This is a genomic window from Halobacillus yeomjeoni (assembly GCF_020171525.1).
Taxonomy (GTDB): Bacteria; Bacillota; Bacilli; order Bacillales; family Halobacillaceae; genus Halobacillus; species Halobacillus yeomjeoni.
On the sequence record NZ_JAIVAI010000001.1, the window covers coordinates 1,011,488 to 1,037,298 of the forward strand.

Sequence of the window (25,811 nt, forward strand, 5' to 3'; positions counted from 1 at the left end):
TTCTTTTATAAATTAAGACTATATTTATCTTTTGTACTTGTTCATTCACTTCCAAGTCCCTTACACGTATATTACAACGACTTTCACTACACTACGTACCACTTCTTCCCCCCCTGTAATGGGGGCTTTCCTGACCATTTAGTTAGTGGTGATTTTGAAACGACGTGACTCCCGGGGGAGAAGGACTCAGGCGACCCATCGCAGGAAAGCGAGTTTTTTCATCACCAACACCTAGTCCATATAGAGTAACGAACCCTCCTCGAGAATAAAGTAAAATAGAAATGATGATAGAGCTACGATTTATGTAGGCCCCAGCGTTTCATTACATTTTTCTCTAATTTTGAGAACACCAGTTGGTCCATGACGGCACCAATCACTCCAATAATAATAATGATCCCAATTACTTGATCCATCCGAGCATAGTCTTGCGCAAAACGCAATGAGTAGCCAAGTCCTGGACCATTACTCAACAACTCACCAGCCATTAAGGCACGCCAACTAAAGGCCCATGCCAAACGGATTCCCGACATAAAATACGGGACACTAGATGGGATTTCTACGCGATAAAAAAGGGAAAAGCCACTAGTCCCCATAGTTCTAGCAGCTCTAACCAGTTGTGGAGGTACACTATGAATTGCCGACCTCACGTTGAGCGCCATGACAAAGGTTCCACCGAGAACGACAACAAAGATGACCGCAAATTCTGTAAACCCAAACACCAAAATGGAAAGCGGCACCCATACGATACTCGGAATACTCTGTAAGGCGACTAAGTACATGCCTGCTGTTTCATCTGCTTGCTGGGATTTCCCAAGCAGTACACCCAGAGCTGTACCGATTAGAATAGCTAATGATAAACCGAGGAGAAGATGTCTGAAGCTTGCCAGCAAAGCACTTATTAAATCCCCACTGGTAAACCCGTTAAATAACGATTCAAATACAAGAATTAAAGAGGGAAAGGCAATATCCGGAAAGACTCCTGATACGTACACAAGTTGCCAAATTCCTATCACAACGAATAAGAATACTAAACGCTTAATGAATATTTTCATGACTAAGTTCATCCTTCAATACTTTATCAATTTCACTCTCTAATAGGTCCATCACCTTTCTTTCTAAAGCAATGACCTGCTCATCGTCACGCATTCTTGGACGCGTTAAGTCGACCTGGAAATCTGCCATGATGCGACCTGGTCTTGTGCCCATCACCACCACCCGATCAGAAAGTTTAATGGCCTCTTGAATACTATGTGTGACAAACAAGATGGTCTTTTGAGTTTCTTGAAAAATTTTCATTAATTCTTTGTGAAGAATGTGCCTTGTTTGTTCATCAAGGGCACCGAACGGTTCATCCATGAGCAAAACTTTCGGGTCCATCGCGAGCGCCCTCGCAATCGCAACCCTTTGTTGCATCCCCCCTGATAGCTCATGCGTGTAATGATTCTTGAAACGGCTCAAATGAACCATCTTCAAAAAGTGATCGGCTCTCTCACTTGCCTCTTGCCTAGAAATGATTTGTTTTAAGGGGAACATCACATTCTCTTTCACATTAAGCCATGGAAATAGTGACGGCTGTTGGAAAACCATACCTCGGTCTGGACCGGCTTTTATAATGTTCTGTCCGTCTAATTGAATGGTTCCCTCTGTCACACTCTCAAGACCGGCAACCATTGATAATAGTGTCGACTTTCCGCATCCGGATGGCCCCAACAAGGATACGAACTGATTTTCTTTAATGGCTAAATCGATATTCGAAAAAACTTCGAAAGTCCCGCGGTCTTTATCTGCAAACGATTTTGATACGTTATTGACTTCTAAAAACAAGAACCTCACCCTTATGTATATAATTCCTATCAAAATAGTAGGATTAATAACTGTAGTTTTTGATTATACAGATGGATCAATTTATGTGCAACAATATTCTGAAACAATTTAAGAATAATTAAAAAAATTATCAGAATTATAGGGACGGTTCTCATGATTCTATTTAAATATAGAATCATGAGAACCGTCCCCAATGATTTAAGAATCGCTTATTGCGACTGAATAAAGATGGTTTTTATGACTTTATAGGGGGCGCTAGAACTGTCCCCTCGCTTCCATTATATTAAATTCAACTTAAGTACAAAAAAGGCGACTATTCTTATTGAATAATCGCCCCCGTTTCTTGAAGACTTGAATTTGAGATATATCGCCACTAACACATCCATTAGTCTACAAGCATTTATTTTTTGGTTAGTTTAAATGTTTCATTATTATCATTCCACTCTACTGTTACTTCTACCTCAGTGTGTTCGGAAACTTTGGCATTAGTTGGATTAGCTTCATCACTAGCTTGGAGAGTTCCGTTGTCTTCTAATGTGGCACCACTTTCACCAAATCCTCCAACAGTATCTACATAGTAAGTAATCTCTCCAACTGAACTAATATCACTTCCCTTATACTCCAATACAAAGTCCTGCGTTTCATAATCATTACTGGTTTGCTCAACTTTTAAATTTGCTGACCAATTTTCGCTTTCCCCGGAATAATCAAATGTCTGTGTGCTACAAGAAGCAAGTAGTAACAATAAAGATAGTAATGTAACCAACAATTTTTTGTCCATATCATACCCCTCCTATATTGATAAGTCTCACACAATTTTAAAAGAAATGGTGTTCGCTTCTTAAAAGAAAGCCCCCTATTGTGTAAGACTTGACTCCAAGATATTCTAATAAACCCAATCATCACCTTACTTATGATTTAATCTAATTGTATGTTTTCCTTCAATATCTCTCCATCAGTATTTTCCCACCTTACATTTAATGTAATGGCATTAGCGAATTCCTCAATATCACCTATTGAACTAAGACGAGTACCACCACTATTAGGTATCGAAATACTTTTCCCTTCTGAAGTACCCTGAATTTCTCCAGATGGATAGAATATATTATATTCGAGCTCTTTTGGAGTATAGTCTTTTTTGAATTTTAGGTTTCCTCCAATATGGTATGTATCTTGGTCTTCTGTATTAGAAAAAACTACTTCCAGATTCGCATCCCAAGATGAGGATTCACCTCGTATAATTTGAGTCTCGTCTCTTTCCTCACTAGAACAGCCATAAAATATTAATGACGCTAGAATAAAGAGTAAAAAAAATCTAATGATACCGCCCCTTTCAAAGGTATTTATATATCCGATATAACTTATGTACGAGATAAAACGATTTTAGTTTCATAATGGCTGTTATCTCGAAGCTGAGTCTTCCACAATCCCGTCCTTTCACTGAACAACTTCCTCATCCACCAATATATAAAATAAAAACACATCCCCGAATTGGATGTGTTTTGTCGTAATACTATGTGCGCCCTGCGAGTTTTTCTTCCGTGAAATCAACTGAACCGTACCTACCCGTTCACTCTATTAAAACGATTCTTACAATGCAGAAGAAATTTCAGCTTTCGGCAATCGATTCTCATTGAAGAAATCCAGCGATTCAGCATTGAATTCCCTTGGCTTATCGACATTACATACATGACCACACTGCTTGATTAGAACATGCCGTGCTTTCTTATCGCTTTTTGTATCTTCTAAGAGCGGCTCAACAAAGAGATGATCTTCTTCCCCTGAGATATAGAGCTTCGGGATAGTATCACTCTTTTTCTGAACATTCTCGTACGTAGATTTAACATCATGAGCCATAGCGTACCATGCAAGAAAATCTTTCCGTCTCATTTTCACAGCTTCTCTTATGAAAATCTTTCTTGAGCTTGCGTGATTTGATTTTGGCATCATAATGTATGCGAATAATTTATACAGCCACATGTAAGGAACAAAGGATTTCACAGCACTTCCAGCCGTGAGTAAGAAGGAAGCAAACGGTGTAAATCGTGTGATTGCCCCTCCCAGCACTGCGCTTCTCACTCGTTCTGGTGCACGCTGTAACATATGGTGTACCGCGACAGACCCTAGGGAAATCCCCACTAGATGCACTTTCTTAATTTTCAATTCATCGAAAAGTGATAAGAGTTCATTTGCGACTAAATCTTTAGTAAAAGGTTTATCGTAACTATCAGTAGCAGGTGACTTTCCATGACCGGGAAGATTGACTGCCAGTACATGGAACTGCTTTTTATATGCGGGGATCTGTTTACTGAAGATCCCGTAGTTACCTCCCAGACCGTGCAGCAGGACTATAGTATCGTTCGTACTCACATTGCTTTCATAAAACTTATAATCTAGCATGAAGTTCGTTCCTCTCTACTTAAAGGGGAGTTGTGCCCCATAATCAATACTAAATAATAAGTATAACCCTAAAAAGGCTTAAAAATAAACACTTTTACGCTCAATTTCATAAGATTTTCATATACTTCTATCCTATCTAAATAAGTAGGATTGTGCTATTTCAGCCTTTTTAAAAAACGCCCTCATTCGAGGACGTCTTTGTATTCCAGCTTTATCATCAATACAATTTTTGCAGGGCTTCTTTATCGAAGGCTAACAGATCATCCGCTCTACCTTCATGGACTTTCCTGACCCATTCAGGATCCATCAATAAGGAGCGACCGATGGCTACAAGGTCGAACTCATTTTGATCAAGCTTGTCAACTAATCCGTCAAGGCTTGTTGTACCAGCACCTGAAAAGTCGGTAAAGACACCGTCAAGGCCGACAGAACCGACAGAAATGACCGGCTTACCTGAAAGTTTTTTCGTCCAGCCTGCAAGATTCAAACTGGAACCTTCAAACTCTGGTTCCCAGTATCTACGAGTGGAGCAGTGGAAAATATCGACACCAGCTTCAACAAGCGGTTGTAAGAAGCGTTCCAACTCATCAGGAGTATGGACCAACTTGGCTTGGAAATCGTTCATTTTCCATTGGGAGAAACGGAAAATGATTGGGAAATCTTCCCCTACTTCACGACGGCATGCTTCCACGATTTCGACCGCAAACTGAGTACGCTCTATAAAATCTCCACCATAACGGTCGGTTCGTTGGTTTGTATTTCCCCAGAAGAATTGGTCGATCAAATAACCATGTGCGCCATGGATTTCGATAGCGTCGAAGCCGATGCGTTTCGCGTCGGCTGCTGCTTTCGCATAGGATTCCACCAACGCCTCTACTTCTTCTGTAGACAATGGTTCATTCACTTTCTCCCCATCCAAGTTCAGACCTGATGGACCTACAGGACCAGCTTCTTCATTTGGGAGATCTCCCTGGCTGCGGGTCATACCCACGTGCCACAATTGAGGAGCGATTTTACCGCCGGCCTCATGCACTTCTTTCACGACATCAGCCCAGCCTTCCAACGCCTTCTCTCCATGGAAAACCGGAATATTCGCACCTGATACTGAAGCTGGATGATCGATCCCTGTTCCTTCGGTAATGATCAACCCTACTTCATTCTCAGCACGTCTACGATAATAGGCCGCCACTTCCTCATTAGGAACGTTCCCGGGCGAGAAGCCACGTGTCATCGGAGCCATTACCGTGCGGTTCGGTAGATTCAATTTATCACTAGTAAAAGTTTCGAATAAAGGTTTCGTTGTTGTTTGGTTTGTCATTCTTCTGCCTCCTTCTAAAGCGGTGTGTGACATTATCACAAATGAAAGGAGGAAAAGAAAGAAATCTGCTTCTAATCAGCACATCCATATTTCGAATAGGACCCTGAAGTCAGTGCTTCTTCTTTTATAGTCTTCCAGATTCAATCCGAATCAGGATCGTTCATTCTCTATAAATCTTTTTTAAAACAAACAACACGATTCACTTCTTTGAACCCCAATTTATGATGTACAGCTATGCTGACCTCGTTGTCTAGTTCGCAGTCACTTGCGAATTCCCGGCAGCCTTTCCTCTTTGCCCAATTCTCACATGCATTGACTAAATCCTCAGCCACCCCTTGATTACGAAAGTCATTTTTTACATAAAGCCCTTCTAAATACCCGACAGGACTTGAACCTGTACCTTCAACATAATCATATCGGAGCTGACATTGGGCAAATCCAATTGACTCACTCCCATGAAAAGCTAAAAACACTGCTGCATCCGGCTGTTTTATAAGGTCCGATATTTCATGAATAAAATCCTCTAATGAGTTACCCGGCCAAAGTTGTAAAGCCAACTGCGCAACTTCTGCCGTGTCCTGTGACTTTGCTTGTGTAATCATTATAAAACCTCCAGGTCGGTTCATTATGGAACTTTGTCATAACCTATACCCAAGCAATAAACATTACAATTCCTGTTGCTAAAACACCAGAGGATCGTGGTAACGTTTTTCTTGGTTTCACCCACTAAAACATTAAAACAGCTTTTCCTCTTTATCTGTCACCTGCAATATAGATGGGTATGCCGTTAACAGTATAAAAAGCAGCACAAGTATAGTTAATCCAGATATTTTCTCAGGTACATGAAACACAATAAAAACTATCAACACAATGGGTAGTATCGGGATGAGTGAAAATGCTATTTTCAAAGATTTCGCAGTGAAGTAAAGATGCTGAGTACATTGAGGACACTGAATTGGGTATTTCTTTTTTATAAGTGTACTTTCAAATAAATACCACCTTGAAATTTCCGATTGGCAATTGGGACAAAACTTCAATTTCACTCCCTCCTCGAAACGACCTTTGTGCTCTTTGATCATCTGTTCATTAATTCTATATTGGGGTTTACTTTTAGTAACAATTCAAGAAATTCTTTTTCATTTTTAGGAGATATGATTATTTCATGGTTATTGCCATAAAGAATAACTATTCGATCCACTGATAAGGCAGGTGCTGTGAATAGACTCTTCAATTTATTAACTCTATAAATATCATCTATATTTATTTTCCTCTTAAATGGACCTGATTGTATTTTTAATACCCCACTTTCGAGCAGGTAACCTGTTTTAAACCATATCCATAACAGTAGGGCTATGATAGATCCACTCAGGATATAACCCCATATACTTTTATAGGCTATGAATTGCAGACCAACAGGGTCGGTACCAAAAACATAAATAAAAACGATAAATAGAATAAAGCCCCAGAACATTGCTATAAACCAAGCATCTTTTTTGGATGGAAAGTACAATTCAAACACCTCTTCACCATTCTTTACGAGTCAGAAGAGGTTATCGTTTCGTGAGATATTCATTTATATGAAAAAATTAATAGTCAATCGCCTAAAAATCCACTCTATATCTAGTTTTATGAATTCAGTCCCTTTGTCTTCCATTCCATCTTTCTGCATACAATAAGCGATAGCCATTGTGCAGCTATCGCTCTTGTTTATATATCAGTAATAAGTTTCTGCAATAGTCATTGCTATATAAATTAATAACATAATAGCTAAAGGAAAAAGAACACTTAGAATGATTGTAAAGACTATCTTCCATTTTAGCCTTTTCACTTCTTTAAGTTGCTCCCTGAAGTCGCTTTTGTCAGTGAAATATAGAGAAGTAATAATTGCAATCACTATTAACATTAAAGGCAATGTAAATGCCACAAAGCCATTGAAGATTTTCATCACCACACCTTAGTAATGCATGCTGTCTTTATTTTTTTTTTGCTTCACTATACGTATATAAGTGCTGTTCATTTAATTATGTATTTCAGTAAAAAGTCCAACAACCCCCGGATGAATGTCACCGATTACAGGAGGTTGGTTAATATTCCTTGATACCCACCTTATAATCTTTAGATTATACATTCTGTTCCATTAACAATAAAGTCGGCTTTTTCATTTGGTTTTTGTTCTTCAACATACATGTCTTCTGATACCATCCAATTGTTTTCCCACATTTCACGGGCCTCTTCCCCATCCCTCTCAATGCCTCGAAAAAGCCTTGTCTCCCTGGGACATTCCACCCATATTTTCAAGTCATATCTATTTGCTAATTCATTCCGCAGGGAATACACACCTTCAATTAATACAATTCCTCCAACAGGAACAGTGTGCCATTCTGATAAATCATCAGCTTCCCAATCATACCTTTGATAATAACCCTCTTTGTCTTGACTGATTGGTTCAAGAACTTGGTTTAAAATACGTTCCCAATCGAATTCTGCACCTATAGGATTTTGCTTACGATCTGTTTTCAAATGTTGTGAGGAAGGTAAATAAAAATCATCCATATGTACAACAGTTACGTTTGGACATTTTTCTTTTAATTTATTTGCAAATGTACTTTTTCCTGAACCGCCACAACCATCTATTCCAATTAACAAGGTTGATTGTTTTCTCGGAATTGAATTTATTGAGCTAACAAGTATCTTAATATCATGAAAATCACCTTTTTCAGCTTTGAAATTCACTCTTTTCACCACTTTCATGTAAAAGCTCTTTAAACACTACATCTTATTCTGATCATTGATGTAACCCACTTAATAAAGACTTCACTAAGCAAATTATTAAGTACAATGGCTCTTATTTATAGGGTATCTTGTTTATCCAATTTGAGAGTACATAGAAAACGTTCAACTCCAGGATATTTTTCTCCTAAGCCAGTTGTTTCAAAGCCGTAATTTTCATAGAAATTCGATACGGTGCCTGATTCTCACTATACTAATACTTTAGTGAAGTGGGGGTCAGACACCATACAAATTACTGGCATTATGATTTTTGAACTTTATCAATGAAACACTCCCAACATCCTCCTAGAAAAGTTTTTCGCCTACGTGGGTATTTCTCGTTCCTTTGATATTTCTAGATTTACATGAGAACCTGTCTTTACTACTCCCCTATTGAACTATAAGTCTATACAAAATGAATTTTAAAGAGGAACATATATAACTAATATGATGCTAACCTTGCTTATTGAAAGTCTTAAAAAATTCAATAAGCAAGATAATCAGTCCAAAGACAGTAATTATTACTCCTACTACAAACGGGAAACCTAAGAATAATGAATCTATAACCTCATCCCCGTATTGTCGCTCTCCAAAAATTGCATACCATAACTTTGATTTACCAGACCATGCTGTGATTTGAGCAGCATATATAGATCCTGCTAAAATAATGGTCAGTGTGGTTAATAATCCACTTACCATCAGGAGTCCTCCGATTACGGTTCTTTTCATAAAAAACGTACCTCCACCTAAAATAAATTCATCTGTTCTGTGAAAGTTCCCTCCAAATCAAAAAGAATGGCTATTCTTCCTGACTCCCCCCCAAAGATTATCATATTTTTGTAATTTAGTGGAAATTGATACCTCTATATAGTAGTTTATCTTAATTGCATCATCCACTCTCATCTTAATAAGATTTAAGTTATTTTTCTGAAAATTCTATTGATTCTTGATTCTTTTTCCTGTATCGTATAACGCAAGCTGAAATAATGAATTGGAAAGTGTTCTACTGTTTTTCCAAACTAAATAATAAAAAACTTATCCAGAGAGGTGGAGGGACTGGCCCTTTGATACCTCAGCAACCAGCCATTGGCACGGTGCTAAATCCAGAAGGTAGTAGTGATACCTTGAAGATAAGGAGACTTTTTATACATAAAGGACCCCCTTATACAAGGAGGTCCTTTTTTTTTTCGTAGGAAATGATGATCCTGACACGAAATGGATTGGAACGATTGGAGAGAGAAAGTCAGCGTGCTCTTGTAGAAAGGGCGTTCGCTTTCTTATAATAAATCACTCTTACAAAATGGAAAGGTTGTGGAATGGAATGAAACGTTCATTAGAACAAAGATTGCAGGATGGGCCCGTTATTTGTGGTGAAGGATACTTATTTGAGTTGGAGCGACGCGGATATTTACAGGCCGGGTCCTTTGTACCTGAAGTAGCGCTCGATAACCCTCAGGCACTAAAACAGACGTATCGTGATTATATGCTCGCAGGATCAGATGTCGTCTTAGCCTTTACCTATAACGGCCACCGTGAAAAAATGAGAATCATCGGCAAAGAGGACCTACTGGAGCCGCTTAACCGTCAAGCCATTCGTCTAGCCAAAGAGGTTGCCGAGGAGCACCCCGAGGAAGAAGCACTCGTAGCCGGGAACATTTCCAACACGAACTTGTTCAACCCGGATGATCCGGAGGCTGTTTCGAAAACAAGAAGCATGTTTGCAGAGATGATCGGCTGGTGTAAAGAAGAAGGCGTAGATTTTGTGAACGGCGAAACCTTTTATTATTATGAAGAAGCATTGATTGCTCTTGAAGAAATTCAAAAACAAGATCTTCCTGCCGTGATCACCTTCGGTCTGATGGGCGAAAATATCCTGCGGGACGGCTACGAAGTAGAAGAAGCCTGCCGCTTATTAAAAGAAAAAGGTGCTCTTGTAGTAGGTATGAACTGCTTCCGAGGACCAGCGACAATGCAGCCATATGTAGAAAAAATCCGCAGTGCGGTGGACGGTTATGTAGGTGCACTTCCTATTCCTTACCGCACGACTGTAGAACATCCTACCTTCTTCAACCTGCCGGACGGAGGCTGTGCGTGTACACTTCCTACGGAAACAACGTTTCCGACCTCTCTGGACCCACTCTATACGAACCGGTATGAACTTGCTGAGTGGGCGAAAGAAGCCCACAGTATCGGTGTGAACTATCTCGGACTCTGCTGTGGAGCTTCACCGGCTATGCTTCGCGAGGTAGCAGAAACTGTCGGACGTAAAACTGTAAACTCTACGTATTCTCCGGATATGGAAAAACACTTCCTGTTCGGTAGTGACGACTCGCTGCAGGATCATATTACGTCTTATAAGACGAAAGCATAAGGGAAACCCGCCTGTCCTCAACTAAGGACAGGCGGGTTTCAAGTCTTTATTCGGTTTTGTTCACTATTCAATATCTCCTCCACCCTCTTCTGTAAAACTATTGAAGGTGACTTATTAAAAATGAATTCTATAGTACAACAAGCGAATCATTATCAACCTCACTAACTGAATTGCCCAAGTTGATACTTTATCCCCCCTTTAAGGGGATGTTTTTACATGCACCTTTCCCAAACATGAGCCCTTCCAGATGTGTTAACTTAATATTAACGCTATTCAGAATTTAACAACAATTCTGAATGCAAAATTAAAAGGAGGAATTTGATGCGGAAACACATCTGGAAAGTAGCCGGGATTATGTTGGTGTTCGCTTTAGTCTTTTCATTCAATAACATAGCCCAAGCTTCAGTTCAAAAAGCAGCTGAGCAAAAGGCAGAGGTAGGAGAATACTTAATTGGATTTAAGTCAAAAGTGAACCAAAATGTCGTTAAAGGTTTGGGAGGAAAAGTACTTCATGAATATAAATATATGAATGTCGTACATGCCAAGCTTCCGGAACAAGCAGTAAAAGCATTAGCCAACAACCCTAATGTCGCGTATGTAGAGCAAGATCATACTGCTCAGGCAACCAGTCAAACGACGCCCTATGGAATCTCCCATATTAATGCAGATGATGTCCAAGCTCAAGGAACGACTGGGAATGGCGTAAAGGTAGCAATCCTGGACACTGGTATCGATGGAGCACATGAAGACTTAAACGTAGCTGGCGGAGAGAGTTTTGTCAGTGGTGAACCTAACGCCTTAGTTGATGGAAATGGTCATGGCACCCACGTAGCTGGAACAGTTGCAGGTGTAGATAATACACTAGGTGTGCTGGGTGTAGCACCAGCTACTGAGCTCTATGCTGTTAAAGTATTAAATAGTGATGGCAGCGGTTCTTACAGTGGAATTGCTCAAGGAATTGAGTGGGCCATCAGCAATAACATGGACATCATCAACATGAGTCTTGGAGGAAGCCGTGGTTCGGCCACTCTGGAACAAGCGGTAAACAATGCTGATAATCAAGGCTTATTAGTCGTAGCTGCTGCTGGTAATGAAGGATCCAAAGGTAAGAAAAACACAATCGGTTATCCTGCCAAATATGCAGCAGCCATGGCTGTTGGTGCTGTAGACGGTGCTAATAATAGAGCATCCTTCTCCAGTGTAGGGTCTGAACTTGAAGTGATGGCTCCAGGTGTAGATATTTTAAGTTCTGTACCAGGTAATGCTTATGATCGCTTCAATGGTACTTCCATGGCAACCCCGCATGTCGCAGGGGCAGCTGCTCTAGTATTAGCAGATAATCCAACATTGACGAATGATCAGATCCGTCAAACATTAATTGACACAGCTGTTCCTCTAGGTGATTCCTTCTATTATGGAAACGGAGTTATCGACGTGCAGGCTGCTGTTCAATAATATCTAAGAAAGTTTGGTACAAGTATAAAAGTACTGTTCCACATTTCTAACTAAAAGTAAAAAAGCGTATGAAACCAGATTCTTGAATCATGGTTTCATACGCTTTTCTTTTATACTGGGTTCTAATGGTACTTCCTGTAGTTGGAGACAAAACTATTTCACTGCGGTGCGGGATGTTTTACTCTGTTCGCACCAAACCAAGCATCTGATTTTTCAGATTCTCTTTATTCTCCTGAAGGTAGAATTTATTTTTCAGGGAAACACACATCCCCTTTTCATGGTTGGGTAGAAGGCGAGATTGAATCAGCAATTCGAGCTGCTTATGAGGTCAATAATCGAAATGGCTGAAACAACGATTAATCATTTAGAAGAAAAAATCCGTATCCCTCAAAATAATAATTTTCTATTCTTATATCAATATAGTATATCCAGTGTTATGGTTAGGTAGTGTCGAGGACTTGGTTGAGTGTCATCTGGATTTTTTAACGTGGTCCCCTTTGGCCAGGAGGCTAAATTTGAAGGCTTCTTCTTCCTATGAAAAACTTAATAACGAAATGTTAATTAGTTTTTATCATTTTTTACTGACCAATATATATTCAGGGAATTTATCTAAAACCATGTTAAACGAAACTTCACTGTTAGAAATAACTGCGAAAAGACGCGGTATTTATCTAACTTATTTCAAGAAGGTTGTCCATCCCAAAAATCCCTTTCAAATTTTAATCGTTATTCAACAAATCGATTAAAAATGATGACACTTCTCTTTCTTCTCTTCTGAAAGAAAGTCAATTGTGTTTTTTGTTAACTGAATGGGTTAACTCTCATTTTCTCTCTCCAATATCTTGATCATAATTTCATGTAGTATTTCTTGACTTTTTAAATTTAATGCTTGGTTAAAGTTTAGTGTTGATATTACTAACAAAAAAGAACTTCCATTTTTATGGAAGTTCTTTTTTGTTGCGCTAATTAAACTAAACGCCCCGATTAAGAAAGACTCGCATTATAGAAATACCTTACTGGTTTACAATAGAAACCCTTATCGAAAAAACAATGAATAAATTATAGAACCGGCTATTATTAAGAGAATAAACACACCAGTACCCTTCCAGCCTAAACCACCAACTAAATCTGAGAGGTTGCTTCCGTGGACACTACCTGAAGAGTTACTTAATTCTTTTTGCCTTAGTTTTTCTCTTTTTACTTCAGGAGTTTCGTATTCTTTTTTCATCTAAGCCCTCCTTAAATAGCTTCTCTTTAAACACATACCCACTACAGGGAGCAAAATTCAGTGGTTACATCGTGAAAGTAAATAACTTAGGGCATCATAGGTTTTGGCACTTAGAATTTTACCATTATTTAATTAATCGTAAATTTATTACTCTGATGACGGATGCTCTCTAGTACTTTAAACCAAGTGAAATTATTGTTTAAATACTTGGTTGTCACGCCGGTAAAACGCTGTATCCACTCTTTCTGTATTCGGTGGTAGTTCTAGGACGTTTTCGAATGTGAAGAGTCCCTTGTGGTGTATTTTACCGTCTGATTTGAACTAACAATAAACATTATTAGGAGCTCTATCTTTCTTCATTAGAAAGAGACTTACCTTACTACAGATAAGTCCCCAATAGTTTAAGATTTAGAGTGAAAAATCTTAAATTGAATTTTAATTTAACTTCAGTTAGCCCAATTATCCCTAATACCAGGCTGTATTATTTTATGTACTAACCTTGTTGCCCTTCTGTATATATTTGAAAGGTTACACCGAACTTATCTTTTATTACCCCGTAAGCAGGACTAAAACCCATTTCTGAAAGCGGCATTTCGACTTGTCCTCCATCCTGTAAGTTTTCAAAAATTTGGCGAGCTTTCTCTACATCGTCAAACGTGACACATATGGTCACCAGGTTCCCTTCTTGGGCTGGTTGACCTGGAAATGTATCTGAAAACATAATTACTGACCCTCCAACACTTATTGCACCGTGTGCAACAAGGTCTTTTGCATTTTCTGGAAAAGGAGAGTCTGAGGTAGTAGGCATTTCACCAAATGTGATAACTCCTAAATTTTCTGCATGAAATACCTTTTCGTAAAATCCAATTGCTTCTCTTGCATTGCCGTTCAATTGTAAATAAGGTATGAAATTCATTTTCTACAACTCCTCTTATTATAAAAAAGCCCACTTTTGAAAAGAACTGAATGTCCAACCTAACTGGAATTCATTTAAATTTGTTAGACTTCCTCCTATTAAAACCTTATTTTTACCAATCCCATCAGCTCTGGAAAGTATAAGATACTAATGCCCTCCTTTTCATATCATATTCTACAAAAGAGTAAAATTCCCTTTATAACTTTGAAACTGAGTTTCCCACAATCCCGCCCTGTCCGAATTACTAAGCTTTAAAAACCACTGGGTATAGGCTGTAAATACTGTTTAAAACCAAACATGTAAAGTAGTCTTTCCACTTAGCATCTTGTAGGACATTCCAAGTTTGCATTTTTGTTTTATGAACTGCTTTATACCGTCATGATAGATAAAAAGAAGAGACGACTATCCTTATTGGATAATCGCCTCTGAGGACGAGCACGTAATAGTAAAGTAAGTGTCTGCTTTTAAAAGAAGTACGCTAAGAGATACACCTTATTTATATATCAATAGTGTATAGGAGATCCTGGCCCTAGATCAGCACCAGTCAACATCCAGATGATTAACATTATCGTCCAGGAAATCAGGAAAAAGATAGAGTATGGGAACATGACAGAAATCAAAGTCCCTATTCCCATCTTTTTATCGTATTTTTGAGCGAAAGCAATAATGATCGCAAAGTAAGTCATCAATGGCGTAATGATATTCGTTGTAGAGTCTGCTACACGATAGGCCATTTGTGTTAATTCAGGGGAATAGCCCAGCTGCATCATAATTGGAACGAATATAGGAGCCATCATTGCCCATTTGGCAGAGGCACTTCCGATAAATAAGTTGATGACCGCAGCAACCAAAATAAAACCTATGATCAATGGTATGCCGGATAGATTAGCGGATTCCAGCAATTCTGCGCCATATACTCCGATGACAAGTCCCATATTCGTTTCAGAAAAGTAAGCGACAAATTGTCCAGCAGTAAATGCAAGTACAATGAACATTCCCATAGATGCCATCGTGTCAGAAAGTTGATTAGCGACATCTTTATCATTTTTGATTTCTTTCGTAGCGATACCATAAAACAATCCTGGAATAAAGAATAGGATTGTAATGATTGGCACAAGAGAACTCATGAATGGAGATTGTATAATCCCTCCATCTTCTCCTCTTAAAGGAGCTCCAGGTGGAAGCACTAATAGAGCTGTAAGAACAGTGGCTATCGCAATAGAAACTCCAGCCCATTTCAGTCCCTTCTTCTCCACATCGTTCAATCCTTTTAGATCTTCACGGTATTGACCTTTGTATTCTCCAAGACGCGGTTCTACGATTTTCTCAGTGACTAATCCCCCTACAATCGTCAATAGAAATACAGAAACAAAGATGAAATAGTAATTCATCGCTATATTCATACCGTCTGCATAGGCGGGATCAATGATGGCAGCAGCATTTATTGTCAACTCTCCCAATAATGGATCCGTAGCAGACAAAAACAAATTAGCGCTGAAACCAGCAGAAACTCCTGCAAAAGCTGCAGCAAGTCCAGCTAATGGGTGACGTCCGAGTGCTGCAAAAATCACTGCACCTAATGGAGGAAGTACTACATACCCAGCATCAGAAGCGACACTGGACATAACTCCCGCGAAGACGAGACCGTATGTGATCAATTGTCTTGGTACTGATAAAACAAATCCTCGCAGACAAGCGCTGATCAGACCAGTTCTTTCAGCTAATCCGATTCCGATCATTGTAACAAGAACCACTCCTAAAGGAGCAAACCCGATAAAGTTTTCTGTCATACTGGAAAAAATATACACGATACCATCTGAGCTGAGTAAATTGTTTACTTCAACAATTTTCCCTTCTTCCCCAGGGTGTTCCACTTTTAAACCTAAACTGGAAACAACAGCAGATAGTACAACCACTACTAAGGCCAGCACAGCAAATAGTGTGATCGGGTGAGGAAGTCTATTTCCTCCTCGTTCAATGATATCCAATACTTTCTGAAGGATTCCCTTTCGTTTGTTCACCATAAGAACCTTCTCCTCTCTAGTTGCCAAAAAACGACAAATGAATATTGTGAATTTTGTCGTTTTATTATCTATTTATGGTCGTTCTCAAGTATATAAGCTTTTGGAATGTATTTGAAGTCAGTCTCAATAAGTAGTAATATTCCCTTTTTTTTGAAATATCAGATTTACCTTGTTGGTCTAAAGGTTGCCGAACTTATAATTTCATTTTTCGATTTCTTCACAGAAGACTTGTTCCATATAACCCCCATTGAGTTTGTTCTTTGAATTGCCTGGTCATGCTGTCTCCTCCTCCGCTCCCGAAACAACAGTTGAAAATGATTATCAATTGCATGTACAATGAATCTAGTTAATTAGTGAGATTTATTGGTAATAAAAAACGAATGATTAATACGACACTCCGTTTCTTTACATAGGAAAAGTTTCAATGAACGAAACGATTAAAGGAGTTTTGATTACGATGGAAAATGAGTTATATGATGTCACGATCATCGGTGGAGGGCCTGCGGGTCTATATTCTGCTTTTTATAGCGGATTGCGGGAAATGAAAACAAAAATCATTGAATTTCAACCGAAACTCGGCGGCAAACTGAATGTTTACCCTGAGAAAATTGTGTGGGATGTGGGTGGAGTTCCGCCTGTTCCAGCTGAAAGACTGATCGATCAAATTGTGGAGCAGGGCATGTCTTTTCATCCTGAAGTAGTCCTGAATGAAAAAATCACATCCATATCAAATGCAGATAATGGCAATTATCGCTTAGAAGCCGAAAACGGGAATATCCATTACTCAAGAACAGTCATCATCGCTGTGGGTAGTGGAATTTTACGCCCCCAAAAGCTGAAGGTCCAAGGGGCTGACCGTTTCGAATTGACGAACCTTCATTACACCATCCAATCATTGAAAGCATTCAAAAATAAAAGAGTTCTCATCTCTGGTGGAGGCAATTCTGCCGTGGATTGGGCAAATGAACTAGCCCCGATCGCCGAGCAGGTTTATCTGACTTATCGAAAGGACCAACTCAAAGGGCATGAAGCACAAATCACACAATTGAATCAAAGCAATATCCAATGCATGATGAACACTGAAATCCGTAACCTGATCGCCAGTTCAGATCATAGAGAAATTGAAGAAGTCGAGCTTTATGATCATGCCAAACAACAAACCCATCAATTGGATGTCGATCTTGTATTGGTTAATCACGGGTTTGAACAAGACGCCTCACTTTTAGATAACAGCTCTATACAGGTAGAGAGGAAGGATGGTTTTTTCGTTAGTGGAAATTCGATGAGCGAATCGAGTGTTGAAGGCATCTATGCTGCTGGTGATATACTCTCGCACGATGGAAAACTGAACTTGATTGCGGGTGCTTTTCAGGATGCTGCGAATGCTGTCAACAAGGCGAAAACATACATAGAGCCAGAAGCTGAATCTAATGCAATGGTTTCTTCGCACAATTCAATGTTCAAAGATAGAAATAAGCGGATTGTGGACCAGTATGTCAATGGTTAGAGACTTTGGAGTGTCAAAAAGAAAAGGTGAGCACAAGTGATCAGCTTGAACTCACCTTTTCTTTTTTTGCCTTAAATTAACACGGCATAGTCAAAAAGTTTGACTCATAGAGAGCCTCTTCTTTAGAATGGGCGCAAATGTGAATAAATGGGATAACCCATACATGTAAGAGGTGAAATACAATGATAGAAGCATTCAAAGAACTCAGCCCTGTCGTACAAGCTCTTCTCGGAACACTATTTACATGGGGAATGACAGCTCTTGGTGCCTCCCTCGTCTTCTTTGTCAAAGGAACGAACCAGAAGTTCCTTGATAGTATGCTTGCATTTGCAGGCGGCGTGATGATTGCAGCCAGCTTCTGGTCACTGCTTGCACCCGGCATTGAAATGGCAGAAAAAGGGCCGCTCCCTTCCTGGATTCCGGCTGTGGTCGGTTTCCTACTCGGCGGTGCCCTTTTGTTAATGATCGACAAATTGCTTCCGGTCATCGATACCGATCGATACCTGCATGATATCAAAGATAACCGTGCCAAAAACCGGACCGCTCTATTGATCTTTTCCATGACCTTGCACAACATCCCTGAAGGTTTGGCGGTAGGTGTCGCCTTTGGTGCGCTGGCTTCAAACGTGACAGAATCCACTTTGGCTGGTGCCGTCGCTTTGGCTATTGGTATCGGTATTCAGAACTTCCCTGAAGGTACCGCCGTATCCATGCCGCTTCATCGTGACGGGATGTCCAAGAAAAAGAGTTTCATATTCGGCCAGTTTTCCGGCATGGTCGAACCGATGGCTGCGGTGATCGGAGCCGTTGCTGTGATTTTCATCCAGCCCATTCTACCTTATGCATTAAGCTTCGCTGCTGGAGCGATGATTTTTGTTGTAGCGAAGGAAATCATCCCCGGTTCGCATGAGAAAGGCAATGTCAACCTGGCTTCCATCAGTTTGATGCTCGGTTTTGCCGTCATGATGACTCTGGATGTCGCTCTAGGATGACCCGACCTGCTCCTTGGGGCTCACAGCTCCAGGGAGTTTTTTAAATCCAATCAGAGAGATCTCACTCAACCAGTCCATCATTCATGCAACTCTTTAGGCTCATTCAGCCAATCGTAATAAAGATTGCTGGAATCAGCCATGACTTCCCTTCTTACTTGACGGGTGAAAACCTCGATTAACCCTCCATAAAAATACCCGTGGAATGTCTTTTTTATGTATCCTGATTTATACGCAAAGACCGTTTGTTTGAATGTATCGAGTACAACATCCATATAGCTTTCAAGCTCCGAATACAAGTTGACTTTTTTGTAGGCTTGTGTCACGCATTTCCAGGCTTTGACGATTTCTTCCAACTTCATGAACGGATGAGCTACGGTATGAAAATTATCGGGTATGTAACTTGGTAAAAAAGAAGAATCCACCGAAGACGCTTGTTGTACATTCATACTATGAATTTGCATTTTTCTTCTTTGCTTTTTCATTGTTTCCTGATGCAATAACGACCTGGAAACACTGGTACAGGTGGGGTCTTCCAGCGTTGGTGGAGTTTCATCAGCGGTGTCAACTGGGGTGTCATCAGAAGGAATGGAAAGTCGCTTTTGTGGCTGGATGACGAGGACATTGACTCCTTGTTTTCCATTCGGTTTACGGGTGGAAATACGTTTGATCAGCTCAAGGTTTTCCAAGCGGTTAATCGTTCGTATGATGGTACTTCTACTTCTCCCCGTCGCATTCATGATTGTGCTGACTTTAGCGAAGGAAACCCCCGGATACTTCACCGAGTGGCACCAGATGAACTTGAGGATTTCGATATTCCCTGCAGAGAGTTCCCACTTGTAATTCCGTAAAAAGGAACGGACATGCAAATCCAGTTGTTCGACTGTTTCAAAGGTTTGATGTTTTTTCATTTCGGAAGGCTTCATGTTCACCGACTCCTCATAAGTCTTTTACCTTATAATCGAACCAAGTGAAGTTCAGGTGTCATCTAATTTGATAGTTTTTGTATTGAGACCTCTTATAAGATAAGATGAAGAAAAGTTTGCACCATACATACACCACCGATTCCTGGGGGGAACATGACATGTCAAAACGATTTATGATTGGAGTCGATATCGGTACGACAAGCACTAAGGCTGTTTTGTTCAACAGCGAAGGCATACCGGTTACGAAGCATTTAATAGAATACCCTTTACATACGCCCACCCCTTCCACAGCGGAACAAGATCCCGATGAAATTTTAGCTGCCGTTGTGCATACGATTCGTTCGGTCGTTGATGAGCATTCACTTTTGCCAAAAGATATCTCTTTCGTGTCGTTCAGTTCGGCTATGCATAGTTTGATCGCGGTCGATGCTCAAGGGATGCCCCTCACTTCATGCATCACATGGGCGGATCAAAGAAGTGTTTCATGGTCAGAAAAAATAGCAGAAGAACACAACGGACACGAGATTTATCGCCGCACCGGCACTCCCATCCATCCAATGTCCCCTCTGTGCAAATTGGTTTGGTTGAGAAATGAGCATCCTGAAATTTTTCAAGATGCCGCCAAATTCATATCAATCAAGGAATATGTGTTCCACCAATTTTTCCATACTCACGTGATCGATCACTCCATCGCTTCAGCTAGCGGTTTATTCAATCTGGAAAAATTGGATTGGGATGAAGGAGCGTTGCAGCTTGCAGGTATCGATACAGAAAAACTCTCCTCCCCAGTTCCGACGACCTCAATGATGTCGGGTTTGAATGACACTTACGAAAGAAAACTTGGTCTGGATAAGGACACGACCTTTGTCATCGGAGCAAGTGATGGGGTTTTATCGAATTTAGGGGTTGATGCCGTAGACCCTGGAATTGCTGCCATCACCATAGGGACCAGCGGAGCCATCCGCACCGTAACCGACCGCCCTGTGACCGATCCGGAAGAACGGACGTTTTGTTATGCACTCACGGAAAACATGTGGGTGGTCGGCGGAGCTGTCAATAATGGGGCGATCGCCCTGCGCTGGATACGCGAGCAATTCTCTGGAGGTGATGAACTTCAGGAAGAATACAGTTATGACCACCTCACCCAGTTGGCTGAAACCGTCCCTCCTGGATCTGAAGGACTGCTGTTCCATCCGTACCTGACCGGGGAGAGGGCGCCACTCTGGAACTCGAATGCCCGGGGGAGTTTTTTCGGATTAGGACTTCATCATCAGAAGGCCCATTTGATCCGCTCAGTATTAGAAGGAGTCATCTTCAACCTGTACAGTGTCTCCAAAGCCCTGGAAGAGATGATTGGCACCCCGAGACAAATCAAGGCGACCGGAGGATTTGCAAAGTCAGAATTGTGGCGGCAGATCATGGCAGACATTTTCAATCAGGAGGTCACTGTGCCTGAGAGTCATGAAAGTTCGTGTTTAGGTGCTGTCGTTCTCGGGATGAAAGCAATAGGTTCCATCGATCATTTTGGAGTCATCTCTGATTACGTCGGAAGTACATATGCCCATACACCGATTCAGGAGAACGCAATACAATACCAGCAATTGTTCCCGCTCTATCAGAGAATATCGGAGAAATTTTCAGAGGAATACAAAGCGATCGCTGATTACCAAAAAGGGACAAAACTATGAAACAGGTCCTTATTGAATAAAACCTATATTCTAGGAAGTGATTAAAATTATTCAAGCAATGATTTTATTTATACTCGCAGGAATCGCTGAAATAGGTGGCGGTTATTTGATCTGGTTATGGCTGAGAGAAGGAAGGCCTCTGTATTGGGGAATCGGCGGAGGATCAGCCCTGGCCTTATACGGTGTGATTGCCGCCTTCCAGTCCTTTCCTTCATTCGGTAGAGTTTATGCTGCCTATGGTGGGGTGTTTATCATCTTATCTATTTTATGGGGATGGGGGATAGATAAAAAAACCCCCGATCTATACGACTGGGTTGGTGCAGGGATATGCTTGATCGGAGTATCGGTTATGCTGTTCGCACCACGCCAATAAGATACGATAAAAGCTGAACCGGACTTCCTGGATTGGAAGTCCGGTTCAGCTTTTTACTTCAATGGAATCTAAGAGATTCTTATAAAATATCAAAGGACAGAAAAGCAAGGGTAATAGTCATCAGAAAAATGATGCTCGTAATGAGATTCATCCAAAATGGATTCACATGTTTACGTAAATGATTTCGGTTGTTCATCGCAAAAAGAAGGAATAAGACAATGATCGGCAGAATCAAACCGTTCGCATATTGAGAAAACACGATCAACTGGATAGGGTCGTAACCGAGCGTTGCAAAGATGACACCGATGAGAAGGATACCCATCCAAACCATACGGAATTTTGCTGAACGTAAATCCTTTTTCCAGCCCAATGCACCTGCTGTTGCATAAGCGGCTGCTAAAGGGGCTGTCATGGAAGAGGAAATGCCAGCCGAAAAGATTCCAATAGCAAATACATATTTCGCCCACGAACCGAGCAGTGGTTTCAACTGATCGGCCATCTCTGAAGGATTTTCAATTCCTGTGCCTATCGGAAAAGCTGCTGCTGCAGTAATTACGATGGAAATTGAAATGATCCCACAAATGGTCATCGTCAAAATGACATCAAAACGGCTGTCTTTCAAATCTTTTTCCCCTTTGAATCGTTCCTGCACCGTAGAAGACTGCAGGAACAACGTATAAGGGACGAGCGTCGTACCGATCAACGATATGATAAATAAAACGTTGCCATCCGAGACAGTAGGAACCAACCCTTTCTTCAAAATCGCCATGATGTCCGGTTGGATGACAATAGCAGACAAAACGAAACTGATAGTCATCAAAAAAATCAATCCGATGAAAACCCGTTCGATGATTTTGTATTTTCCAATCCACAGTAGTATCCCTGAAATCAGTCCGATCGTTATCGCCATGACATTGGACGGGAGACCAGTTATGGCAACCATCCCGAGTGCTCCGCCCACGATATTCCCCGCTTCATAGGCCGCACTCCCAATTACGATGGCAGAAATGATCAACACGATGGTTCCCCATTTCAAGACGGGGTTGGAAAACTCCTCACGCAAAATGGTACTTAAGTCTTTCCTCGAGATCACCCCTAACCTTGTGACCATTTCTTGAAGGAACATCGTAGCGACGATAGAAAAAATCAAAGCCCAAATCAGTGCGTAACCGAATTTCGCACCTACGTGACTTGCGGTCGCGACTGTCCCCGGCCCTATAATCGCGGCAGCAACTATCGCACCCGGGCCAACTTTTTTCACACGGTCTTTGAATGTACGTTTCCTTTCCATCCTGACCCCTCTCTTTTAGAATGTAGTAGTGTTATAGATTAACATTCCCTTTTTTTTACATATTAACCATGTATGTAATTAACACCTTTGTGTAGTTTTGTTCATTATTGTGGTGGGTATAGGTACTTTATCACTTCTAATTTCCTAGGACTTATGTATATATTTGAGATAGACATCCTTTATTCGACATAAGTGCAGAGAGGTTGGTGTATGTTTTTTATGATTTCTTAAAAGTTTAAGAGCTACTGGAAGGAGCTATATTTCCTATGGATTTAACACTCGGACATAATTTAATTTTACTAACCCTCTCCTTAGTGATCGCCGTTTTATCATCTTCTATTTCATTATTTTTTGTAAAAAGATCCATTCATATGGACACCAAACATAAAGTATTGTGGCTGGTCGCAAGAAGTGTGGCCTTTGGCGGTGCTATCTGGGTGGTCCATTTCTTGACTATGCTTGCTTATGGCATGAGAATGATTATTTCAGAGAGTTTGACTGCCCTTTTGTTCAGCATATTTTTATCATCCACCTTATCTTTCCTCGGGTTTTATTTGATGAGTTCCATCAAAGGACTGATTCGGAAACCTTTGCTATCTTCGTTATTTTTGACAATGAGTATCTATTCGGTGAGCTTCATCTGCGAACAATCGATGGAGATGAATCCACTGTTTCTGCATGCTCCTTTCTTTGCCGGCGGCTCCTTATTTCTTTTCATGACGGCGACTTTCCTATCCGTTCAATTCTTCCGTCGCTACGCGCATGGTGAAAGTAAAAAACAACAAGTCTGGTTGAGCGCTCTCCTCCTTGGTGGTGTGATTGCCGGAGTGAACTTTTCCAGAATGAGCGCTATGAACTTTTTATCCACCGGTAATTTATTACCTTTGAATGGAAAGCTTGAAATGAGTCAGAACGCTTTATTCGTAATGATCGGCCTTGGAATTTTCACATTCATCAGCCTTATGGTCGCTGTCGCTAACTTTGAGAAAAAAATGAAGACCACACAATCTACGTCTGCATTGGAGAACAAAATTTACCGTTCGATTGTTGAAACAGCTAACGATGCAGTCATTACAGCGGACAGAAACGGGAGGATCCTATCCTGGAATAAGGCTGCTGAAGCCACTTTTGGATTTCGGGAAGCAGAGATTCTCAAACAACCTCTATCTTTAATATTTTCATCTCCTATACTTGAAAACCACCTGACGGATATGGAAACAGCTGATCAATTGGATGGAACATGGAAAACGCCGACTATGGAATTGGAAGGCATCCATAAAAACGGAGACACTATCCCTGTAGAACTCTCTCTTTCTTCTGTAAATAACGACAGCGAAATATACTTCACAGCCATCATCCGTGATATTACGGAACGTCTCAAAGACAAAAAGAGAATCGAGCACCTCGTTTTCAAGGATACACTCACCAACCTCCCGAACAGGCGGATGGTACAGGACCATATCACTTCGCTCATTAAACATTCCGTTGATAATAATGATGGGATCGCAGTCATGTTCATGGACCTCGACCGCTTCAAACACATCAATGATGTGTATGGTCACCAGGCGGGAGACCAGCTTTTGACGGATATGGCGAAAAGGTCTGAATCGTGTCTGGATGATGGAGATATGATTGCAAGGCTCGCCGGGGATGAATTTTTAATTGTCCTGCCTTCCTCTACTCCTTCCGAGGCTAATCAAAAGGCTGAAAATATCATTCAAAAAGTTACAGCACCTTTCCAAATTTCAGATTCAGAGATTTATATCTCTTGTTCAATAGGAATCAGCATGTTCCCGGAAGATGCAAAAGATACCAGCGAATTGATTCAGCATGCAGATACGGCCATGTATACAGCAAAAGAACAAGGAGGTACCCAAGTCTGTTTCTATACGGATGAAATCAACCAGGTCATTTCCAGGAAAGTCCTCTTGGAATCCGGACTGAGAACCGCCATCGAACGCAATGAAATGGATATTTTCTACCAGCCGCAGGTCCTGACTAAAGACAATCGTATCGTAGGATTTGAAGCTCTCCTGCGGTGGAAACATCCGAAACTCGGCATGATTTCACCTGTTGAATTCATCCCATTGGCTGAAGAAACGAAACTCATCGGTCCGATCGGGGAATGGACCATTGAGACGGCATGCCGTCAATATGCTCATTGGTTATCTAAAGGGTATGAAGTAGAACAACTCTCTCTCAACATTTCTGCGGTCCAATTTTTACAACGAGGCTTCCCTACTACTCTCTGGAGCATATTGAAAAAAACAGGATTATCTCCTGACAAAATCGTGTTGGAAATCACCGAAAGCGTCGTACAGGATACTTCTCTCTGTCTTCCAATCATGAAAGAGTTGAAAGAAATGGGATTCAAGTTATCTCTTGATGATTTCGGGACGGGTTATTCATCTCTTCAATACTTGAAAGAATTGCCACTCGATATCATGAAAATCGATAAGTCCTTTATCCAATCAGTCCCTTTCAGCGACAAAGATAAAGCCATCGTAGAAACGATCATCAATATGGCTTCACTGCTGGACTTGAAAGTGGTCGCTGAAGGTGTTGAGACGGTTGAACAGTTAAGCTACCTAAAAGAAAAGAAATCGACAGTATACCAGGGATACTTGTATAGTCCACCTCTATCCCATGAACAAATTTCAGCAAAATTCTTTGCAAAACAAGAAATCAATTTGAACACATCTTAACAAGCTCAGTTGAGCTTGTTTTTTTTA

Annotated in this window: 24 protein-coding genes, 1 pseudogene and 1 riboswitch; of the genes and pseudogenes, 9 read left to right on the forward strand and 16 right to left on the reverse strand. The window is 40.7% G+C overall.

What is annotated here, in order from left to right; genetic code table 11:
* Positions 1–293 precede the first annotated feature (293 nt).
* From LCL89_RS05225 to LCL89_RS05270, 10 genes are all read right to left on the reverse strand, one after another.
* Complete coding sequence (locus LCL89_RS05225) at positions 294–1,052, reverse strand: ABC transporter permease (protein WP_224808373.1); 759 nt, start codon at positions 1,050–1,052, stop codon at positions 294–296.
* Positions 1,036–1,824: an ABC transporter ATP-binding protein gene (locus LCL89_RS05230; protein WP_224808375.1), complete on the reverse strand. Its 789-nt coding sequence runs from the start codon at positions 1,822–1,824 to the stop codon at positions 1,036–1,038. Before LCL89_RS05230 ends, LCL89_RS05225 begins: the two co-directional genes overlap by 17 nt.
* Positions 1,825–2,224: 400 nt before the next feature.
* A complete protein-coding gene (locus tag LCL89_RS05235; RefSeq protein ID WP_224808377.1) occupies positions 2,225–2,605 on the reverse strand; it encodes a hypothetical protein in 381 nt (126 codons plus the stop codon).
* A gap of 809 nt (positions 2,606–3,414) precedes the next feature.
* Complete coding sequence (locus LCL89_RS05240; protein ID WP_224808379.1) at positions 3,415–4,224, reverse strand: alpha/beta fold hydrolase; 810 nt, start codon at positions 4,222–4,224, stop codon at positions 3,415–3,417.
* 217 nt (positions 4,225–4,441) lie between these two features.
* Positions 4,442–5,542, reverse strand: a complete 1,101-nt coding sequence (locus tag LCL89_RS05245; protein WP_224808381.1) for an NADH:flavin oxidoreductase — start codon at positions 5,540–5,542, stop codon at positions 4,442–4,444.
* 167 nt (positions 5,543–5,709) lie between these two features.
* The gene (aac(6'), locus tag LCL89_RS05250; RefSeq protein WP_224808383.1) at positions 5,710–6,144 is read right to left on the reverse strand and encodes an aminoglycoside 6'-N-acetyltransferase; all 435 of its coding nucleotides are present in this window, start codon (positions 6,142–6,144) and stop codon (positions 5,710–5,712) included.
* Between the two features lie 132 nt (positions 6,145–6,276).
* A complete protein-coding gene (locus LCL89_RS16870) occupies positions 6,277–6,621 on the reverse strand; it encodes a TIGR04104 family putative zinc finger protein (protein ID WP_224808385.1) in 345 nt (114 codons plus the stop codon).
* Positions 6,618–7,061: a PH domain-containing protein gene (locus tag LCL89_RS05260; RefSeq protein WP_224808393.1), complete on the reverse strand. Its 444-nt coding sequence runs from the start codon at positions 7,059–7,061 to the stop codon at positions 6,618–6,620. Before LCL89_RS05260 ends, LCL89_RS16870 begins: the two co-directional genes overlap by 4 nt.
* A 596-nt stretch (positions 7,062–7,657) precedes the next feature.
* Positions 7,658–8,293 (reverse strand): uridine kinase family protein, encoded by a 636-nt coding sequence (locus LCL89_RS05265; RefSeq protein WP_224808396.1) that lies wholly within the window; start codon positions 8,291–8,293, stop codon positions 7,658–7,660.
* A gap of 471 nt (positions 8,294–8,764) precedes the next feature.
* Positions 8,765–9,040, reverse strand: a complete 276-nt coding sequence (locus LCL89_RS05270) for a hypothetical protein (RefSeq protein ID WP_224808397.1) — start codon at positions 9,038–9,040, stop codon at positions 8,765–8,767.
* Between the two features lie 303 nt (positions 9,041–9,343).
* A riboswitch (SAM riboswitch) is annotated at positions 9,344–9,448 on the forward strand.
* A 184-nt stretch (positions 9,449–9,632) separates the two neighbouring features.
* Here LCL89_RS05270 and LCL89_RS05275 point away from each other — a divergent pair.
* The 4 genes from LCL89_RS05275 (at position 9,633) to LCL89_RS05290 (ending at position 12,883) form a co-directional block, all read left to right on the forward strand.
* Positions 9,633–10,682, forward strand: a complete 1,050-nt coding sequence (locus LCL89_RS05275; RefSeq protein WP_224808399.1) for a homocysteine S-methyltransferase family protein — start codon at positions 9,633–9,635, stop codon at positions 10,680–10,682.
* A 318-nt stretch (positions 10,683–11,000) separates the two neighbouring features.
* A complete protein-coding gene (locus tag LCL89_RS05280; protein ID WP_404813399.1) occupies positions 11,001–12,137 on the forward strand; it encodes a S8 family peptidase in 1,137 nt (378 codons plus the stop codon).
* Between the two features lie 141 nt (positions 12,138–12,278).
* Positions 12,279–12,485: an FAD-dependent oxidoreductase gene (locus tag LCL89_RS05285; RefSeq protein WP_224808403.1), complete on the forward strand. Its 207-nt coding sequence runs from the start codon at positions 12,279–12,281 to the stop codon at positions 12,483–12,485.
* 167 nt (positions 12,486–12,652) lie between these two features.
* A complete protein-coding gene (locus tag LCL89_RS05290) occupies positions 12,653–12,883 on the forward strand; it encodes a hypothetical protein (protein ID WP_224808405.1) in 231 nt (76 codons plus the stop codon).
* A 290-nt stretch (positions 12,884–13,173) separates the two neighbouring features.
* Here the strand turns inward: LCL89_RS05290 and LCL89_RS05295 are convergent, their stop codons facing one another.
* The 4 genes and pseudogenes from LCL89_RS05295 to LCL89_RS05310 form a co-directional block, all read right to left on the reverse strand.
* The gene (locus LCL89_RS05295; RefSeq protein ID WP_224808407.1) at positions 13,174–13,365 is read right to left on the reverse strand and encodes a DUF6366 family protein; all 192 of its coding nucleotides are present in this window, start codon (positions 13,363–13,365) and stop codon (positions 13,174–13,176) included.
* Between the two features lie 131 nt (positions 13,366–13,496).
* A pseudogene (locus tag LCL89_RS05300) lies at positions 13,497–13,686 on the reverse strand (IS1595 family transposase); the annotation flags it as partial.
* A gap of 172 nt (positions 13,687–13,858) precedes the next feature.
* Positions 13,859–14,281, reverse strand: coding sequence for a VOC family protein (locus tag LCL89_RS05305; RefSeq protein WP_224808408.1), 423 nt, complete (start codon positions 14,279–14,281; stop codon positions 13,859–13,861).
* 503 nt (positions 14,282–14,784) lie between these two features.
* On the reverse strand, positions 14,785–16,305 hold the full coding sequence (locus LCL89_RS05310; protein WP_224808410.1) for an AbgT family transporter: 1,521 nt from the start codon (positions 16,303–16,305) through the stop codon (positions 14,785–14,787).
* Positions 16,306–16,729: 424 nt separating this feature from the next.
* Here LCL89_RS05310 and LCL89_RS05315 point away from each other — a divergent pair, with 424 nt between their 5' ends.
* Together LCL89_RS05315 and LCL89_RS05320 are read left to right on the forward strand one after the other, a co-directional pair.
* Complete coding sequence (locus LCL89_RS05315; RefSeq protein ID WP_224808412.1) at positions 16,730–17,812, forward strand: NAD(P)/FAD-dependent oxidoreductase; 1,083 nt, start codon at positions 16,730–16,732, stop codon at positions 17,810–17,812.
* A 182-nt stretch (positions 17,813–17,994) separates the two neighbouring features.
* On the forward strand, positions 17,995–18,804 hold the full coding sequence (locus tag LCL89_RS05320) for a ZIP family metal transporter (RefSeq protein ID WP_224808413.1): 810 nt from the start codon (positions 17,995–17,997) through the stop codon (positions 18,802–18,804).
* A 77-nt stretch (positions 18,805–18,881) separates the two neighbouring features.
* Here LCL89_RS05320 and LCL89_RS05325 read toward each other — a convergent pair whose 3' ends face one another.
* Positions 18,882–19,727 (reverse strand): helix-turn-helix domain-containing protein, encoded by an 846-nt coding sequence (locus LCL89_RS05325; RefSeq protein WP_224808415.1) that lies wholly within the window; start codon positions 19,725–19,727, stop codon positions 18,882–18,884.
* Between the two features lie 158 nt (positions 19,728–19,885).
* On the opposite strand from LCL89_RS05325, the gene gntK reads away from it, so the two are divergent.
* Together gntK and LCL89_RS05335 are read left to right on the forward strand one after the other, a co-directional pair.
* Positions 19,886–21,415 carry a gluconokinase gene (gene gntK, locus LCL89_RS05330; RefSeq protein ID WP_224808417.1) on the forward strand — a complete coding sequence of 510 codons (1,530 nt, stop codon included), beginning with the start codon at positions 19,886–19,888 and terminating at the stop codon, positions 21,413–21,415.
* A 46-nt stretch (positions 21,416–21,461) separates the two neighbouring features.
* On the forward strand, positions 21,462–21,788 hold the full coding sequence (locus LCL89_RS05335; protein WP_318245609.1) for a YnfA family protein: 327 nt from the start codon (positions 21,462–21,464) through the stop codon (positions 21,786–21,788).
* 79 nt (positions 21,789–21,867) lie between these two features.
* Here the strand turns inward: LCL89_RS05335 and LCL89_RS05340 are convergent, their stop codons facing one another.
* A complete protein-coding gene (locus LCL89_RS05340; protein ID WP_224808419.1) occupies positions 21,868–23,079 on the reverse strand; it encodes an Nramp family divalent metal transporter in 1,212 nt (403 codons plus the stop codon).
* Between the two features lie 371 nt (positions 23,080–23,450).
* Between LCL89_RS05340 and LCL89_RS05345 the strand changes: the two genes are divergently transcribed.
* On the forward strand, positions 23,451–25,784 hold the full coding sequence (locus LCL89_RS05345) for a bifunctional diguanylate cyclase/phosphodiesterase (protein WP_224808421.1): 2,334 nt from the start codon (positions 23,451–23,453) through the stop codon (positions 25,782–25,784).
* Positions 25,785–25,811 lie beyond the last annotated feature (27 nt).